This window comes from Rhodococcus sp. NPDC080181, assembly GCF_040702225.1.
Taxonomy (GTDB): Bacteria; Actinomycetota; Actinomycetes; order Mycobacteriales; family Mycobacteriaceae; genus Rhodococcoides; species Rhodococcoides fascians.
Map to the genome: position 1 here is coordinate 88,009 of NZ_JBFBKN010000007.1, position 17,469 is coordinate 105,477.

The 17,469-nt window shown below is 66.1% G+C and carries 18 protein-coding genes; 8 read left to right on the forward strand and 10 right to left on the reverse strand.

Annotation, left to right across the window (positions count from 1 at the left end; translation table 11 throughout):
* Positions 1-291: 291 nt before the first annotated feature.
* Positions 292-561, reverse strand: a complete 270-nt coding sequence (gene rpsO / locus AB0O58_RS10760) for a 30S ribosomal protein S15 (protein WP_027496764.1) — start codon at positions 559-561, stop codon at positions 292-294.
* 136 nt (positions 562-697) lie between these two features.
* Positions 698-1,666, reverse strand: coding sequence for a bifunctional riboflavin kinase/FAD synthetase (locus AB0O58_RS10765; RefSeq protein WP_027496763.1), 969 nt, complete (start codon positions 1,664-1,666; stop codon positions 698-700).
* A 103-nt stretch (positions 1,667-1,769) separates the two neighbouring features.
* On the opposite strand from AB0O58_RS10765, the gene AB0O58_RS10770 reads away from it, so the two are divergent.
* The 4 genes from AB0O58_RS10770 to AB0O58_RS10785 are packed head-to-tail and all read left to right on the forward strand — an operon-like array spanning position 1,770 to position 5,156.
* Positions 1,770-2,732 (forward strand): metal ABC transporter substrate-binding protein, encoded by a 963-nt coding sequence (locus AB0O58_RS10770; RefSeq protein ID WP_222080536.1) that lies wholly within the window; start codon positions 1,770-1,772, stop codon positions 2,730-2,732.
* On the forward strand, positions 2,729-3,526 hold the full coding sequence (locus tag AB0O58_RS10775) for a metal ABC transporter ATP-binding protein (protein WP_045841827.1): 798 nt from the start codon (positions 2,729-2,731) through the stop codon (positions 3,524-3,526). The genes AB0O58_RS10770 and AB0O58_RS10775 overlap by 4 nt, the downstream gene beginning before the upstream one ends.
* A gap of 3 nt (positions 3,527-3,529) precedes the next feature.
* Entirely contained in the window at positions 3,530-4,402 is an 873-nt protein-coding gene (locus tag AB0O58_RS10780) for a metal ABC transporter permease (protein ID WP_032370821.1), read from the forward strand.
* A gap of 19 nt (positions 4,403-4,421) precedes the next feature.
* Positions 4,422-5,156 (forward strand): metal-dependent transcriptional regulator, encoded by a 735-nt coding sequence (locus tag AB0O58_RS10785; RefSeq protein ID WP_094622522.1) that lies wholly within the window; start codon positions 4,422-4,424, stop codon positions 5,154-5,156.
* Positions 5,157-5,199: 43 nt separating this feature from the next.
* Here the strand turns inward: AB0O58_RS10785 and truB are convergent, their stop codons facing one another.
* The 3 genes from truB to AB0O58_RS10800 are packed head-to-tail and all read right to left on the reverse strand — an operon-like array spanning position 5,200 to position 7,753.
* Positions 5,200-6,132: a tRNA pseudouridine(55) synthase TruB gene (truB, locus tag AB0O58_RS10790; protein ID WP_027496758.1), complete on the reverse strand. Its 933-nt coding sequence runs from the start codon at positions 6,130-6,132 to the stop codon at positions 5,200-5,202.
* Positions 6,133-6,167: 35 nt separating this feature from the next.
* Positions 6,168-6,833, reverse strand: coding sequence for a 4'-phosphopantetheinyl transferase Npt (npt, locus tag AB0O58_RS10795; protein ID WP_027496757.1), 666 nt, complete (start codon positions 6,831-6,833; stop codon positions 6,168-6,170).
* On the reverse strand, positions 6,830-7,753 hold the full coding sequence (locus AB0O58_RS10800; protein ID WP_027496756.1) for a metallophosphoesterase: 924 nt from the start codon (positions 7,751-7,753) through the stop codon (positions 6,830-6,832). The genes npt and AB0O58_RS10800 overlap by 4 nt, the downstream gene beginning before the upstream one ends.
* 232 nt (positions 7,754-7,985) lie before the next feature.
* Here AB0O58_RS10800 and AB0O58_RS10805 point away from each other — a divergent pair, with 232 nt between their 5' ends.
* From AB0O58_RS10805 to AB0O58_RS10820, 4 genes are all read left to right on the forward strand, one after another.
* Positions 7,986-8,384 carry a TOBE domain-containing protein gene (locus tag AB0O58_RS10805; RefSeq protein WP_032372598.1) on the forward strand — a complete coding sequence of 133 codons (399 nt, stop codon included), beginning with the start codon at positions 7,986-7,988 and terminating at the stop codon, positions 8,382-8,384.
* 66 nt (positions 8,385-8,450) lie between these two features.
* Positions 8,451-9,182: a molybdate ABC transporter substrate-binding protein gene (gene modA / locus AB0O58_RS10810; protein ID WP_161631831.1), complete on the forward strand. Its 732-nt coding sequence runs from the start codon at positions 8,451-8,453 to the stop codon at positions 9,180-9,182.
* Positions 9,179-9,988, forward strand: a complete 810-nt coding sequence (locus AB0O58_RS10815) for an ABC transporter permease (protein WP_027496753.1) — start codon at positions 9,179-9,181, stop codon at positions 9,986-9,988. The genes modA and AB0O58_RS10815 overlap by 4 nt, the downstream gene beginning before the upstream one ends.
* On the forward strand, positions 9,985-11,079 hold the full coding sequence (locus AB0O58_RS10820; protein ID WP_032387248.1) for an ATP-binding cassette domain-containing protein: 1,095 nt from the start codon (positions 9,985-9,987) through the stop codon (positions 11,077-11,079). The genes AB0O58_RS10815 and AB0O58_RS10820 overlap by 4 nt, the downstream gene beginning before the upstream one ends.
* 15 nt (positions 11,080-11,094) lie before the next feature.
* Here AB0O58_RS10820 and AB0O58_RS10825 read toward each other — a convergent pair whose 3' ends face one another.
* The 5 genes from AB0O58_RS10825 to infB form a co-directional block, all read right to left on the reverse strand.
* A complete protein-coding gene (locus AB0O58_RS10825; RefSeq protein WP_032400581.1) occupies positions 11,095-12,423 on the reverse strand; it encodes an MATE family efflux transporter in 1,329 nt (442 codons plus the stop codon).
* Positions 12,420-13,418 (reverse strand): DHH family phosphoesterase, encoded by a 999-nt coding sequence (locus AB0O58_RS10830; RefSeq protein WP_032366435.1) that lies wholly within the window; start codon positions 13,416-13,418, stop codon positions 12,420-12,422. Before AB0O58_RS10830 ends, AB0O58_RS10825 begins: the two co-directional genes overlap by 4 nt.
* Before the next feature lies 1 nt (position 13,419).
* Complete coding sequence (rbfA, locus tag AB0O58_RS10835; RefSeq protein ID WP_027496749.1) at positions 13,420-13,908, reverse strand: 30S ribosome-binding factor RbfA; 489 nt, start codon at positions 13,906-13,908, stop codon at positions 13,420-13,422.
* A gap of 100 nt (positions 13,909-14,008) precedes the next feature.
* Complete coding sequence (locus AB0O58_RS10840) at positions 14,009-14,299, reverse strand: DUF503 domain-containing protein (RefSeq protein ID WP_366238177.1); 291 nt, start codon at positions 14,297-14,299, stop codon at positions 14,009-14,011.
* A gap of 157 nt (positions 14,300-14,456) precedes the next feature.
* On the reverse strand, positions 14,457-17,390 hold the full coding sequence (infB, locus tag AB0O58_RS10845) for a translation initiation factor IF-2 (RefSeq protein WP_032366434.1): 2,934 nt from the start codon (positions 17,388-17,390) through the stop codon (positions 14,457-14,459).
* Positions 17,391-17,469 lie beyond the last annotated feature (79 nt).

Consider the following 17,469-nt stretch of genomic DNA (forward strand, 5'->3'; position numbering starts at 1 on the left):
GTCTCGGGACGCGGCTGCGCGGAGGCGGCCATCGATCGAAGCCCTCCGGATCTCGTATCCGAAAAGCCACTACCGAAGACCGACACCACGGCGTGACAGGCATACACGGCGGTGTGCGGATACCGTGTATCCGCTGGTCGTGCTGACTATCCTGATGCTGCGGTACAAACACAGAAAGCCAACGAGGAACAGTCTAAGCACTGCCTCGTTGGCTACTGCACTATTGCTGCGAGTCGGGTGTACACCGGCGCGTCGAACCATGCATCGGCAACATCCTCGCGTCGATCGAAATTATCGACGCAGACCCAGACGCTCGATGAGCGAACGGTAGCGAGTGACGTCTACCTTCGCGATGTACTTGAGCAGACGACGACGACGTCCGACCAGCAGCAACAGGCCGCGGCGGGAGTGGTGATCGTGCTTGTGCATCTTGAGGTGCTCGGTCAAGTCGACGATGCGCTTGGTGAGCATTGCAACCTGCGCCTCGGGCGAACCCGTGTCGGTGGGGTGCAAGCCGTACTCGCCGAGAACGGCCTTCTTCTGTTCGGTGGTCAATGCCACTGGTACTACTCCTGATCAATGACGTCCGCGTGAAAGGAAGCAACGGGCCCCGCCGTGGACGATGCATGATCATCCGGGCGGTATCGAAGCCGGTGCAGCCGCCGCGGACCGCAGCGAACACCGAGGAGTCAGCCTATCAGGCTGCGCTGGCGGCCAGGATCGAGCGGGCCCGGTCGGCGTCCCGGCCCATCTCCTCCACGAGAGCTTCCATGGAATCGAACTTCTCCATTCCGCGCAGTCGCTCGACGAAGTCGACTGCCACGTGCTGCCCGTATAGGTCTCCCTCGCCGTCGAGCACGAACGCCTCGACGGTCCTGGTGCGTCCCGAGAACGTCGGATTCGTGCCCACCGACACCGCCGCCGGGTGCCGCTCCCCCGGAGTGACCGTCCCCATGATCGGACCCGGACCGAGCACGGTGAACCAGGCCGCGTAGACCCCGTCCGCCGGTATGGCCGAGTACATCGGCGGAGCGACATTGGCTGTGGGATAGCCCATTTGACGGCCGCGTCCGTCGCCGTGCACGACGACACCCTCGACGCGATGCGGGCGGCCGAGCGCTGCGGCTGCTGCCGCGACGTCCCCGGCGTCCACGCACGACCTGATGTAGGTGGACGAGAACGTGACGGCATGCTCGGCCAACAGGTTGACTCCGTCGACCGCGAAGCCGGACCGTTCGCCGATCTTGCGCAGCATGGGGACCGTCCCGAGCGCCTTCTTCCCGTAGGTGAAGTTCTCTCCGACGACCACTTCTGCAACGTGCAGGCGTTCGATGAGGATCTCGTGCACGTATCGCTCAGGGGTGAGTTTCATCAACTCGGGCGTGAACGGCATGACACAGAACACATCGATACCCAGTTCCTCGGCCAGTTCGGCACGCCGGGTCAACGTCGTCAACTGCGCGGGGTGACTACCCGGACGGACCACTTCCATCGGGTGGGGATCGAAGGTCATGAGCACGCTGGGTACGCCGCGTTCCCGAGCTGCGGCCACTGCTCTACCGATCAACTGCGCATGTCCGCGGTGAACGCCGTCGAACACACCGATCGTGAGCACACATCGGCCCCAGTCGGCAGGTACATCGTCGAGACCTCGCCATCTCTGCACACCGCGAAGCCTACGGCCCGACGGCCGCTCGGTCATCCTCGGACAGGCGTGTCGCGTGCGGCAGGTATGGACAAAAGGGTGTCCCCACGGTAAATATTTCGGGGTGCCTAACTTATTTCTTCGATCCCGCGGAGTTCGCGTGAGTCGAATCGTTGCGAGCTGGGCCGTGGCGGGACTGCTGGTAGCGACGTCGATCGGATGCGCTCGCGCGGTCGGCGACGAGGAGCCGACGTCGATGGACGACGGCAGACCGTTGGTGCTGACGACGTTCACGGTGCTGGCCGACATGGCCGCGAACGTTGCAGGCGACCATCTCCGTGTGGAGTCGATCACCAAGGCCGGAGCCGAGATTCACGGGTACGAGCCCACACCCGGCGACCTACGCACTGCCGAAAGCGCCGATCTGATCCTGGACAACGGTCTGGGACTCGAGGCGTGGTTCGAGAAGTTCGTCGAGCGGGTGCCCGCACCGCACGCGGTCGTCAGCGCACACGTGGAACCCGTCTACATCCGCGACGACGCGTATGCGGGCAAGGCCAATCCACACGCATGGATGTCGCCGGTCGTGGCGGAGACCTACATCACCAACATCGCCGACGCGTTCGTGGCGCTCGACGCTGTCCATGCCGAGGAATACCGCGCCAACGCCGCCGCGTACATCACCGAGCTGCGGTCGGTCGGCGACGAACTGGAATCCGATCTGGCCCAACTTCCGGCGCAGCAACGTGCTCTGGTGACGTGTGAGGGCGCGTTCGGCTATCTGGCCCGCGACTTCGACCTGCAGGAGGCGTATCTGTGGCCGGTCAATGCCGAACAGGAAGGGACACCCAAACAAGTGGTCCGCACCATCGATTTCGTACGTGACAACGACGTGCCTGCCGTCTTCTGCGAGTCGACCGTCTCGGACAAGGCTCAGCTCCAGGTCGCCGAGGACACCGGTGCCCGCTTCGGCGGAAAGCTGTACGTCGACTCCCTCAGCGCCGCCGACGGACCCGTGCCCACCTACCTCGATCTGCTGCGTTACGACGCGCGGCTGATCGCCGACGCGTTGGTGGGCACGCGATGACCCGGCACATCTCGGGTGCGAACCGGGACGGTGCCGCGCTGACCGTCGACGCCGTCGACGTTCGGTACCGAGACGTCGTGGCGCTGGTCGGCGCGAGCCTGACCCTCGCACCCGGACGCGTCTGCGGCCTGGTCGGAATGAACGGATCGGGTAAGTCGACGCTGTTCAAGGCCATCATGGGCGTCGTCAAGACCGATGCCGGTTCGATCACGGTCTTCGGCGGCGACCCCGCCCGGGCCCGCAAAGCCGGGACGGTCAGCTACGTGCCCCAGGCCGAATCGGTCGATTGGACCTTCCCCATCAGCGTCCGGGACGTGGTGATGATGGGTCGTTACGGCAAACAGAACTTTCTCCGAACCCCTCGTGCGGCAGACAGAGCTGCGGTGGACGCGGCCCTGAGACGAGTCGATCTCACCGAGCTCGCCGATCGACAGATCGGGCAACTCTCCGGCGGACAGCGCAAACGGGCATTCGTGGCCCGCGCCATCGCTCAGGAAGCGTCCTTGCTGCTCCTCGACGAGCCGTTCGCAGGAGTGGACAAGAAGACCGAGGCGACGATCACGCGACTCCTCCGAGAACTGGCCGCTCAGGGTGCGTCCGTCCTGGTGTCCACCCACGATCTGCACGCCCTTCCGGAACTGTGCGACGAGGCAATCCTGCTGCAGCAGCGGGTCCTGATGCACGGCAGTCCAGCCGAGGTGTTGCGCCCGGAGAACCTGGCACTGGCCTTCGGCATGGACCCGTCGAAGATCGACGAACTGGGCGCGAGCTCTCCTACTTCGGAAGCGAGCTGAACCGTGTACCTGATCGACTTCGTCGTCAATCCTCTCGAATACACCTTCATGCAGCGTGCGCTGTTGGTGACCGTCACCGCCTCGATCGTCTGCGCAGTGTTGAGCTGCTGGCTCGTACTCATCGGCTGGTCACTGATGGGAGACGCCGTATCGCACGCGGTACTCCCCGGCGTCGCCCTGTCCTATCTGCTGGGTGCGCCGTTCGCCATCGGCGCGCTGCTGTTCGCACTCATCGCGGTCGGTGCCATCGGGGTGGTTCGCAACACCACCATCGTCAAGGAGGACGCCGCGATCGGCGTCGTGTTCACCACGTTGTTCGCCCTCGGCGTCGTCCTGATCTCCAAGTTTCCGAGCCAGATCGACCTCAACCACATCTTGTTCGGAAACCTGCTCGGGGTGTCGCAGTCGGACATGATCCAGGTGTTCGTGCTCGGCGGGCTGGCGTTGGCCGTGATGGTGATCAAGCGTCGCGATTTCACTCTGTTCGCCTTCGACCGCACGCAGGCTCGCGCGGTCGGTATCAATCCGAGCGTGATCTCGGCCGCGATGTTGACGCTGCTCGCGCTGACGACCGTCGTGGCGCTACAGGCCGTCGGCGTCATCCTGGTCGTCGCCATGCTGATCACACCCGGCGCAACCGCATACCTACTCACCCACAGCTTCGGCCGCATGCTGATGATTGCCCCCGCCATCTCGGTGGGCTGCGCCCTGGTCGGTATCTACGCCAGTTTCTATCTCGACGTCTCCTCGGGTGGCAGTGTGGTGCTGGCTCAAGGCCTGGTGTTCGTGCTGGCGTACCTGTTCAGCCCGGCGCAGGGCATCGTCACGCGCGCTCTGCGCCGCCGAGGACAGGTGACGGTGACTCCGGCCGGGTGAGATGTCTTTTTCCATTGGATTGCCTAAGCTCGGCGACGTGGCGCAACGAAAAGACGATCCAGCTCCGGCCGACGAGGGCGTCCAGCTGTCCGCAGTTGCGCAGGACTACCTCAAGGTCATCTGGACGGCCAGCGAATGGAGTGAAGACTCCGTCAGCACCAAGATGCTCTCCGAACGAATCGGCGTGTCCGCTTCCACGGTGTCCGAGGCGATTCGCAAACTCGCCGATCAGGGCATGGTGGACCACGCCCGGTACGGTGCCATCTCACTCACCGAGAAGGGCCGACTGGCGGCCATCGGCATGGTCCGTCGACATCGCCTCATCGAGACCTACCTCGTTCGCGAACTCGGGTACGGCTGGGACGAGGTCCACGACGAGGCAGAAATCCTCGAACATGCGGTATCCGATCTGATGATGGATCGGATAGACGCCAAACTCGGCCACCCCGAACGAGATCCACACGGGGACCCGATTCCGTCGGCCAACGGATCCATCGACACGCCGTCCGCAACCAGACTGAGCGAGTACCTCGACGGTCAGTCGGGACGAGTGGCTCGTATCTCCGATTCGGACCCCGCAATGCTCCGGTACTTCGATTCGGTCGGCATCGAGCTCGATCTACCGATCACCGTGGTCGAACGACGCGACTATGCCGGCACGGTGGCGATCGAACTCGCCCGACGCGGCAGCACGGAGTCCATCGATCTCGGTCACCGCGCCGCCGAAGCGATCTGGATGGTTCCGGCCACCTGAGCGGTGCAGTCCCCTCGGTCGCAGGGCCGACTCGAACGGGAAATCAGTACCCGCGCAGTGTTGCCGGCCGCACCACCATCACCGAGCTCGCCCGCTTGCCCTTTTCCTGCAGCAACGCGATGGTGTGCCCGGTGGGATCGACAGCCGCGTAGACCCCCTCGATTCCGACGGGATCGAGCCAGCGTCCCTGGCTGAGCGACTCCGCTTCGGCGGCATCGATCTGTCGGTGCGGAAATGCGGTGCGCGCGGCCTCGTCTATATCGAGGCCCACAGCGGGATTCTCGGCCAATTCCTCGAGCGTCACGGCGTGGTCGAGCGTGAACGGCCCGACCCTGGTTCTGCGCAGAACCGTCAGGTGACCGCCGACGCCCAGTGCTGCGCCGAGATCCCGTGCGAGCGCGCGCACGTACGTCCCCGACGTGCAGTCCACCTCGACATCGAGGTCGACGAACCGGCCATCGGAATCGACGACGTCGCGGCGAGCCGTCACGTCGAAGCGAGTGACAGTGACCTTGCGAGCGGCGAGGGTGAACTCCTCACCGGCGCGCGAGAGCTTGTGTGCCCGCTGACCGTCGACCTTGATGGCACTGACACTGGCCGGAACCTGCTCGATGTCACCGGTGAGTGCGGCAACCCCGGCCGCGATGTCCGAATCCGAGACATTCGTGGCCGGGACGTCGGCGAGCACCTCACCCTCGGCGTCATCGGTCGTCGTACTGCGCCCCAGTCGCACGGTGGCGGTGTACGACTTGGTCGTCAGCGTCAGCAGTCCGAGCATCTTGGTCGCGCGCTCGACGCCCAGAACCAGCACCCCGGTCGCCATGGGGTCCAACGTCCCCGCATGACCGACCTTTCTGGTCTGCAACAACTTTCGGCACGACGCGACGACATCGTGACTGGTGACGCCCGGCCCCTTGTCGACCACCAACACACCGGCACCGACGAGACCGGACGAGATCTTTCCGCGAGCACTCACGAGAGTGCATTGTGCCAGGCGCGACGAGCCGGTCGTCACATCACCGAGATCGCCGTCATCACCAAACCGTCGGACACCATCCATCGACCGTCGAAAGCCGTCAGCGGAGGTCCGGACACGGTGTCGCCGGGGACCAGCAGTTCGGATCGAAACGTTCCCGAGATGTCGTCACCGGTGCCGGTGCGCTCGAACGTGATGTGCGCGTCCTCGAACCCCAGCCAGCGACCGGTCAGCGGCTCCCAGGCCTTGTACGTCGCCTCCTTGGCGCAGAACAACACTCGATCCCAGTGGACGTCTTCTCGGCCCGCGGTCGAGAGCCACTCGCGCTCGGCTTCGAGGCTGACCGCGTCGAGCACACCGTCGGGAAGAGGTCCGTGTGGCTCGGCATCGATTCCCACCGAGCGAACCTGCATGGCGTAGCCCAGAACGGCACCGCGGTAGCCGTCGCAATGCGTCAACGATCCCACCACTCCCTTCGGCCACTGCGGTGCGCCGGAGGTGCCGCGCATGATCGGCGCGGGCTCCACACCGAGCTTCTGCATCGCCACACGCGCGCAGTGTCGAGCCGAGGTGAACTCACGCTTGCGCTTGTCCACCGCCTTGGCGACCAACGGCGCTTCGAGTGGGTGCGGCATCAAACCCGGTGGATCGGTGAACAATTCGGCCGAGACGACCCCGTTGGGGAGAATCGATTCGATCACTGGCCTGCCCTCATCTTCTCGACCTCTGCCTCCATCTCGGGCGTCACGGTGAAGTGCCCGCCCCATTTGTTCAACGTGCCCGGCGGATACTCGGGAACCGGAAGAATTTGGCGCAGAACGTTGTTCGGCAGTCCACGGCGCTGCCATTCGCGCGGGTAACCCACCGAGACCTCCTCGAAGCGGACGCCGTCGTAGTAGGTGGTCCGCGGGATGTGCAGGTGACCGTACACCGAGCAGATCGCGTTGTACCTGGTGTGCCAGTCGGCCGTCAGCGTCGACCCGCACCACAGGGCGAACTCCGGGTAGAACAACACCTCGGTCGGCTGACGCACCATCGGAAAGTGGTTGATCAGCACGGTGGGAACCGTGGTGTCCAGCGCGTCGAGGCGCTCGCGGGTGGCGTCGATACGGGCATGGCACCAGGCATCGCGCGTCGCATACGGCTGAGAGGACAGCAGGAACTCGTCGGTGGCGACGACGTTCTTCTCGCGCGCGATCGCCAGCCCGTGCTCCTTGTCCCGCGCACCCTGCGGGAGAAACGTGTAGTCGTAGAGCAGGAACATCGGCACTATCGTCGCGGGTCCACCTTCGCCTTCCCAGAGCAGGTAGGGATCCTCGGGAGTGACGACGTCGATCTCGCGGCAGAGATTGACCAGGTACTCGTACCGAGCCGCTCCGTGGATCTGAACGGGGTCCTTCACCGTCGTCCACAACTCGTGATTGCCCGGAACCCAGATCACTTTCGCGAAGCGGCTGCGCAGCAGCTCGAGCGCCCATTTGATGTCGTCGGTCTTCTCCGAGACGTCTCCGGCGACGATCAGCCAATCCTCGGGTGACTCGGGATGAATGTCCTCGGTGACAGGTCGATTGCCTCGATGTCCGACATGAATGTCGCTCACTGCCCATAACTTGGCTGCCACTGATGATCCCTTCCGATGCACTCGGCCGCCGACGTCGAATCGCCACAACCGCCCGAGAACGTACCAACCTCCAATACTCCCCGGAGATTCCGCAGCGGTGCACGCGGGGTGAACCGCTGCGGTTCGTCGGACGGCTCCGAAAGGAGGGTCCACGCACCAACGACCGCAGATTCGGGTATATGGTGCCATCCATGACGCTTTTGCGGATAGGTGCAGGAAACGGCATCGTGCGATGACGGCACCGCCGATACGGGTACGCGACGCCGCCGCACTGCTCGGAGTCAGCGACGACACCGTCCGCCGGTGGATGGACAGCGGGACCCTGCCCTCCCGCGACGACGAGACGGGCCGCAAGGTCGTCGACGCGCGCGCTCTCGCGCAGTACGCCCGCGAGCACGCCGCTCCCCCGCCCGAGGTGGCATCGGGCGGTAGCTCTGCCCGGAACCGACTCGTGGGGCTGGTCACCGACGTGGTCTCCGACGCGGTCATGAGCGAGGTCCGCATGCAGTGTGGGCCGTTCACCATCGTGTCCCTGATGAGCACCCGATCGGTCCAGGAATTGGGGCTCGAACCGGGCTCCATCACCGTCGCGGTCGTCAAGGCCACGACCGTCATTGTCGAAACTCCCTAGAACCGAAGGACGATGTCAGTGAAGAACATTCGAGCGGTTCACGGTGCTCTGGTCGCGGTCGCCCTGATGCTTGCAGGGTGCGCGGCCGACCCCGCTGCCGAGGACGCTCCGCAGGACGGGGGTTCGAGCACGCTGACCGTGTTCGCGGCGGCATCACTGCGCTCGACGTTCACCGCCCTCGGCACCCGCTTCGAGCAGGAACATCCCGGCACTACCGTCGATTTCAGCTTTGCGGGCTCCTCCGATCTGGCCGCGCAACTGGTCAACGGTGCACCTGCCGACGTGTTCGCCTCTGCCGATACCAAGAACATGAGCACGATCGTCGATGCCGGCCTCGTCGCCGGCGACCCGGTCGATTTCGCCTCCAACACCCTCACCATCGTCACTGCCCCGGGTAACCCCAAGGCCGTCCGGTCGTTCGCCGATCTGGCGAAACCCGATGTGCTGACGGTGATCTGCGCGCCGCAGGTGCCGTGCGGCGCGGCCACGGCAGCCGTCGAGAACGCCACTGGAACCGACATCCCGGCAGTCAGCGAGGAGTCGTCCGTCACCGACGTTCTGGGCAAGGTCACCTCCGGTCAGGCCGACGCCGGACTGGTGTATGTCACCGATGCAACGGGGGCCGCAGACGCCGTCACCGCCGTGCCTTTCCCGGAATCGAGCGGGGCGGTCAACACCTATCCGATCGCAGCATTGAGCGGATCCGACAACGTGGACACGGCCCGCGCCTTCACCGACTTCGTCGCCGGACCGATCGGCCGTGAAGTGCTGACGCAGGCCGGTTTCGCGGCACCGTGACCGGGCACGCCGCGGGCACAGGTCCGACCGTCGGCGTACCCGGATGGATATTCGTCCCTGCCGCTGCCGGAGCGCTTCTCGTCGTCGCGCCGTTGGCCGCGATGTTCACCCGAATCGACTGGACGAACTTCTTCGGGCTCATCACGTCCGAGTCCGCAGTAGCCGCACTGCTGTTGAGTCTGAAGACGGCCTCGGCGAGCACGGTGTTGTGTGTGCTCCTGGGTGTGCCGATGGCAACGGTCCTCGCCCGCAGTTCGTTTCGCGGTCTGTCGACGCTGCGTTCCCTCGTCGTCCTCCCACTGGTGCTCCCCCCGGTGGTCGGCGGTATCGCCTTGCTCTACACGTTCGGTCGCCAGGGGCTACTGGGCGAACATCTCGATGCCTTCGGAATCCGGATCGCGTTCACCTCGACGGCCGTGGTGCTCGCCCAGGCCTTCGTGTCGTTGCCCTTCCTGGTGGTCAGCGTCGAGGGCGCGCTGCGCACTGCCGGTGACCGATACGACGTGGTGGCCGCAACCTTGGGCGCTCCCCCTACGACGGTCCTGCGCCGCGTCACCCTCCCCTTGATCCTGCCCGGGTTGACGTCCGGAATCGTTCTCGCGTTCGCGCGCGCACTGGGAGAGTTCGGCGCGACCCTGACGTTCGCCGGTTCTCTCGAGGGAGTGACCAGAACCCTGCCCCTCGAAATCTATCTGCAACGCGAGTCCGACCCCGACGCGGCGATAGCCCTGTCGCTCGTCCTCGTCGTCGTCGCGGCAGTGGTGGTCCTGGCCGCTCGCGGTACTCGAACGACGGGAACACCATGAGTTCGCTACACCTGCGCGCCACCGTCGCGGACCGGGGCGTCGATCTCGAGCTGGATGTCGCCGAGGGTGAAACAACGGCGATCCTGGGACCGAACGGCGCAGGTAAATCCACACTGCTGCAGCTCGTCGCGGGCCTGGTGCCACCCGACGACGGCATCATCCGCCTGGGCGAGGACGTTCTGACCGACACGACCGCAGGGACGGCCGTTCCGGTGCACGCCCGCGGCATCGCGACTCTGGCACAGGAGACACTGCTGTTTCCTCACATGGCCGCACGGACGAACGTCGCATTCGCACCACGTAGTTCCGGCGCCGACCGGAGGACGGCCAGGGCAGTGGCCGATCGGTGGCTCGACGCAGTCGGAGCCTCTCACCTGGCCGAGCGCCGCCCGGCACAGCTGTCCGGGGGCCAAGCTCAGCGGGTTGCCATCGCCCGCGCACTCGCCGCCGATCCCCGACTCCTCCTGCTCGACGAACCGCTCGCCGCGCTCGACGTCGACACGGCCCCGGCCATCCGAAGACTGCTGCGCACCGTACTCCGAGAGAACGGTCGTACGGCACTGATAGTCACCCACGATCTGCTCGACGTCGTCGCACTCGCAGACACCGTCGCCGTCGTCGACGGTGGACGCGTCGTCGAACGCGGGTCGGTCGCCGACGTTCTGACCGCCCCGCGAAGCGAGTTCGGTGCTCGCATGGCCGGGGTCAATCTGATCTCGGGCCACGCACTCACCGTCGGCGACACCACCGCGCTGCGCACGCCGTGGGACACCGTCGTGCACGGCTCGGGGCAACACGGTTCGGGGACGCCGGTGGTCGCAGTCTTCTCCCCCGCTGCGGTTTCGGTACACCTCACCGCGCCGCACGCCAGCCCGCGCAACGTCTTCGAAGTAGTCATCGAGGAGATGGAAGTGCAGGGCTCGGGCATCCGCGTCCGAGCTCGTCCGCACCCCGACGGCACACCGGGTATCGCGGCTGACATCACCGCCGCCGCAGTATCGGAGCTGGGCCTCGAACCCGGCCGACGGGTGTTCTTCGTCGTCAAGAGCCGCGAGGTGGTGCTGCATCCGGCCCTGGTGTCACGGCGGTGATGCATGCGAACGCGATCAGTCTCGCAGTTGCCGATCGCTACCGGTCACGAGCCATTTACCCGATAGCACTCGACCGGCGACCGCGACCATGCGCAGGCAGACGAACACACCCAGACCCAGCCAGATGCCCACGACACCCCAGTCGAACACCAGGGCAGACCAAATGAACGGCAGGAACCCGACGATCGCACACGCCATCGTGGCGTTACGCAAGAACGCGGCATCGCCGCTGCCCAACAGCACCCCGTCCAACGCGAACACCACACCGGCGACCGGAATGATCGCCACGAAGATCCACCAGATCGCCTGCATCTGATCGATCACCGAGGCGTCGGTGGTGAACAATCCCGGGACGACCGGCTGCCCGGCGGCGAACACCGCCGCCAGGACCACCGCGAAGACCGTCGACCATGCCGTCAACCGGCGAGCGAGCGCACGCGCGTCCTCGGTCCTGCCCGCGCCCAGAGCCGCTCCCACGAGTGTCTGCGCGGCGATGGCCAACGAGTCGAGCATCAACGACACCAGGTTCCACAGATGCAGCACCACCTGATTTGCCGCCACCGACGCGGCACCGAACCTCGACGCGACCGCTGCGGCAGACAGGAAGCACGCCTGGAACGCGAGACTGCGCACGATCAGATCGCGGCCGAGTACCAGCTGCGCCCGCATGACCGACCAGCGCGGGCGCAACGGCGCACCCGACCGCCCGAGGGCACCGACGAACAGAGCGCCTGCGACACCTTGGCCGATGACGTTCGCAACGGCCGAGCCCACCAATTCGAGCCGGGGAAATCCGAGCAGGCCGTGGACGAGGAGTGGACACAGCACCGCCGACACGCCGAAACCGAGCACGACGAACCGCAATGGTGTCGTCGTGTTCTGCACGCCGCGCATCCAGCCGTTCCCGGCCAGCGATATCAGAATGAACGGCACCCCCACCAGCGCCACGCGCAGCCACAGCAGTGCCTCCGCGGCAATGTCACCGCCACCGGCCAGTAGCGACACGACGGGGGCGGCGAACAACTGGACCACGAGGACGATCGCGAGACCGATCGCCACCGCCAGCCACGTCGCCTGCACCCCTTCCTCGACGGCGTCGCGCTCACGACCAGCACCGTGCATGCGCGCCGCACGCGCAGTGGTTCCGTAGGACAGGAAGGTCAGCTGCGTGCTGACCTGAGCGAGGACGAGCCCCCCGATCGCCAGGCCGGCCAGAGCCAACGCGCCGAGCCGGCCGACGACCGCCGCGTCGAACAGGAGGTAGAGGGGTTCGGCGGCCAGAACTCCGAGCGATGGAAGCGACAGCCCGAGAATTCTGCGAGCCGTGACAGGGGTGGAACTCACGACGCCGACAAGGCCTCACGGAGCGCATCGATCACGTCGGGGAGCTCACCGGTCGCGGTGTAGCCCGCGGCGTTGTGATGTCCACCGCCGCCGAGCCCGGTCGCCACTGCAGATACGTCCACCTGCGTCTTGGATCTGAGCGACACCACCCAGACCGACCCGAAATCCTGCTGCTTCAACACCGCAGCCACCTCCGCCTCGGAGGTGGTCCGCACGATGTCGATGACACTCTCGATCTCCTCCGACCTCAGACCGGCCGAATCCTCGCTCCGGATGACGGCGTACACGAGCCCCCGTCCGCCCGCCGCGTCGGGCAGCAACTCGGCCGAACCCAGTACCGCCCCGAGCATCGGCAGCCAGTCGAAGGGGTGCGTATCGAGGAGGCGACGGGCGATACGTGCACCGTCGATGCCGGTCGCGAGCAATCTCTCCGCGAGCAGATGCGAACCCGGCCGCACCCACCGGAACGACCCGGTATCGGTGACCAGACCCGCGAACAACAGATGCGCCAGGTCCGCATCGATGTCGACACCCCACCGATCCAGCAGGCGGACGATCACGGCCGTGGTGGACTCGGCGGACGCGTGGACGACGTTCAGTGTTCCGAACCGCGTGTTGCTCCGGTGATGGTCGATGACCAGGGACTCTGACGCGGAGTCGAGCCGCTCGCCGAGCGAACCGAGTCGACCTCGGCTCCCGGCGTCCACGGTGACCACCAGATCGACCGATTCGGCCACCTTCTCCGGCTCCACCAGCAGATGCCGGTTCGGTAGCTCTTCCATCGATTGAGGCAGAAACGCAGGCGCGGCGAACGCCACCTGCACCTGCGCGCCGCGACGTTCGAGTACCGAACCGATTGCCAATCCGCTGCCGATCGTGTCGGCATCCGGCTGGACATGGCAGAGCACGGTCACCGAGGAAGCGCGCTCGAGCATCTCGATCGCACGCGCCAGATCCTCGTCCAGCTCGAACTCCGAACCAGAACCATCGGACATCTCAGTCGGCTTCGGCTGGCTCGACGGCTTCTGCATCGCCGCGATCCGCGGGGGACTCCTCGCGGGGAGCCTTGTACGGGTCCGGGTCTCCGGCAGGCTTCGCGTTCGCCCGGGCGCGAGCCAGCTCCTCGTCGGCTGCGCGAGCGCGTTCGAGCAGCTCTTCCATGTGCCGGGCGGTGTCGGGGACGGTATCCGTCACGAACGTCAGCGTCGGAGTGAACCGCACACCGGTACCGGCTCCGACCTTCGAGCGGAGAACGCCCTTGGCCTTCTCCAGACCCGCCGCAGCTCCCTGCAGATCGGGCGGGGTATCGAGATCCTCGCCCATCACCGTGTAGTACACCGTGGCGTCGTGCAGGTCTGCCGTCACCTTCGTGTCGGTGATGGTCACGAACGCCAACCGTGGATCTTTGATCTCGTGGTCGATCGCCGTCGCAACGATAGCGGCGATTCGCTTGGACAACTTACGAGCCCTGGCCTGATCCACCACGACAATCACACTCCTCTTTCATGGCCGGACGTCACTGCAGTGCGACGTCTCGGCGATTACGCTCCAACATTCGCCGAACACGTTCGACGAACTCCCCGATCTAATCCTCGGGGCCGAAAATTCTTCGGCGTACTGCCAACAGTTCCAGATCCTGACGCTCGGCGACGTGCCGCTCGCACTCGTCGAGCTTGTCGTGCAACAGGTCGACGTTCGTGCCCGCCGCTGCCACGCCCAACATCGAACGCCGAATACGTTCTCGCTCACCGGTTTCGGCGGCAGACACTCCCAGCCTCTGCAGATCGCCGAGAACCGGTTCCACCATCGACCGTTTCTCGGCGAGCGAACGCACGTGCCCCAACAACACGTCCAACTCCAAAGCACCCAGATACACGCTGACGTCGCCCCTTCGATCAGCTCCGACGACAAAGCCGGTGGCGGTACATATGTCGTACCACCACCGGCTCGTCCCCGGAGTGCAGTGTCACTCCCCTGGCTTCACCACCGAGCCGACGCGACCGGGAACGGAGCTGTTCAGCTCCGGACCTGTTCTAGTCGCGCGGCTTTTCACGGAGCTCGTACGCCTCGATGACATCGCCCACCTTGATGTCGGAGTACGTCACCGTCAAACCACACTCGTATCCCTCACGAACCTCGACTGCGTCGTCCTTCTCGCGGCGAAGCGAGGAGATCGTCACGGTCTCGGCCACGACCGCATTGTCACGGAGCAGGCGCGCCTTGGCGTTGCGACGGATCGTACCGGAGGTGACGAGGCAACCGGCGATGTTTCCGACCTTCGAGGAACGGAACAGCGCGCGGATCTCGGCCTGGCCCAGAGCGACCTCTTCGTAGATCGGCTTGAGCATGCCCTTGAGGGCCTTCTCGATCTCGTCGATGGCCTGGTAGATCACCGAGTAGTACCGAATGTCGACGCCCTCGCGGTTGGCGAGTTCGGTTGCCTTGCCCTCGGCCCGCACGTTGAAGCCGATGATGATCGCGTTGGATGCCGACGCCAGGTTGACGTTGGTTTCCGTGACGCCACCGACACCGCGGTCGATGACGCGCAACTCGACTTCGTCGTCGATCTGAATACCGAGCAAGGCCTCTTCGAGCGCCTCGACGGTTCCCGAGTTGTCACCCTTGAGGATCAGGTTGAGCTGCGAAGTCTCCTTCAGAGCTGCATCGAGATCGTCGAGGCTGATGCGCTTGCGACTCTTGGCCGCCAGAGCATTGCGCTTACGGGCATTACGGCGATCGGCGATCTGACGGGCGATCCGGTCCTCGTCGACGACCAGAAGGTTGTCGCCTGCACCGGGCACCGACGTGAAGCCGATGACCTGAACGGGCCGGGACGGCATCGCTTCGGTGACGTCCTCGCCGTGCTCGTCGACCATACGACGCACGCGGCCGTAGGCGTCGCCGGCGACGATCGAGTCACCGACGCGCAGCGTTCCGCGGGCGATGAGCACGGTGGCCACCGGACCGCGACCGCGGTCGAGGTGTGCCTCGATGGCGACACCCTGGGCATCCATGTCCGGGTTGGCACGCAGATCGAGTGACGCATCGGCCGTCAGCAGCACCGCTTCGAGGAGGGCATCGATGTTGGTGCCCTGCTTGGCGGAGATGTCGACGAACATCGTCTCGCCGCCGTATTCCTCGGCGACCAGACCGTATTCGGTCAGCTGCTGCCGGATCTTGTCCGGGTTCGCGCCTTCCTTGTCGATCTTGTTGACCGCGACCACGATCGGCACGTCGGCCGCCTGGGCGTGGTTGATGGCTTCGACCGTCTGCGGCATGACACCGTCGTCGGCCGCGACCACGAGGATCGCAAGGTCGGTGGCCTTGGCACCACGAGCACGCATGGCCGTGAAGGCCTCGTGACCGGGGGTGTCGATGAAGGTCACGAGACGCTCGTTGCCTTCGAGCTCGGTCAACACCTGGTACGCACCGATGTGCTGCGTGATGCCGCCGGCCTCGCCTTCGCGCACCGTGGTGTTACGAATCGAGTCGAGCAGTCGAGTCTTACCGTGATCGACGTGGCCCATGACGGTGACCACCGGGGGACGCTGCTCGAGATCTTCCTCGCCGCCGGCATCTTCGCCGTAGGTGAGATCGAACGAATCGAGCAGTTCGCGATCCTCGTCCTCGGGACTGACGACCTGCACGACGTAGTTCATCTCGCCGCCGAGAAGCTCCAGCGTCTCGTCGTTGACCGACTGCGTCGCGGTGACCATCTCACCGAGGTTGAACAGTGCCTGCACGAGTGCAGCGGGGTTGGCGTCGATCTTGTCTGCGAAGTCCGACAGCGATGCTCCGCGGGCGAGACGAATGGTCTCGCCGTTGCCGCGGGGCAGCCTGACGCCGCCGACTGCGGGAGCCTGCATGCTCTCGTACTCGGCGCGTTTCGCCCGCTTCGACTTGCGACCGCGGCGCACTGCTCCGCCGGGCCGACCGAACGCACCTGCTGCTGCGCCACGCTGACCGGGACGGCCACCGCCGCCGGGACGGCCACGGAAGCCACCTGCGGGAGCGCCGCCTGCCGGTGCACCACCGGGAGCGCCGGGAGCGCCACCGCCGCGGTAGCCACCGCCACCGCCGCCGCCCGGACGTCCACCCGGTGCGCCGCCGGGGCGACCGGGACGGCCTGCTGCGGGGCCGGGACGTGCCGAACGAGTCGGCATCGCACCCGGATTGGGGCGAGGAGGCATGGAGCCCGGGCTGGGCCGAGGTCCGGCCTGACCCGGTGCGGGACGGGGGCCGCCCTGTCCGGGAGCCGGACGAGCGCCGCCTGCCGGTGCGGCCGGGCGGGGTCCGCCCTGTCCGGGAGCCGGTCGTCCGCCGCCGGGGCGCGGAGCACCGGCACCGGGAGCGGGTCGCGGGGCCGGTCGTTCGACCGGAGCCGACGAGTACGGGTTGTTTCCGACGCGCGGAGCCTTCGGGCCGGGCTTGGGGCCAGGACCAGCGGGCTTGGGGGCGGCCGGAGCCGACGCGGTTGCCTCGGCCGACGCGGCAGGTGCCTGCTCGACCGGAGCAGCGGGTGCTGCCGGACGAGGGGTGGGCGCAGCCGGTGCCGGCGTGGGCGCAGCGGCCGGTGCCGAAGGGGCAGCGGGAGCTACCTCTGCGGGCGACTGCGCTGCCGGAGCTTGCGCTGCGGGTGCCTGTGCAGCGGGGGCCTCGGGCTCGGCCGGGCGGGATGCCGGCTTGGGTCCGGGACGAGGTCCACTCGGCTTTGCTGCGCCGGGCTTCGCGGCGGAATCCGACGCACGATCTGCTGCTGCGCGACCGTTGGGTGCTGCTGCACCGGACGCCGGCGCGTCCGCGTTTGCGGACGGGAAGGATTCACGAAGTCGACGAGCCACGGGGGCTTCGACTGTGGATGATGCGGACTTGACGAACTCGCCTTGCTCTTTGAGCCGTGCGAGTAGTTCCTTACTGGTGACACCGAGTTCTTTTGCCAACTCGTGCACGCGGGCCTTGCCTGCCACTGCTCTCCTCACTGAGAGGCCGAGCGAGGCTTGGTGCCCGCACGACCTCGGGTTATCTCCGATGGACGTTCATCGTTGG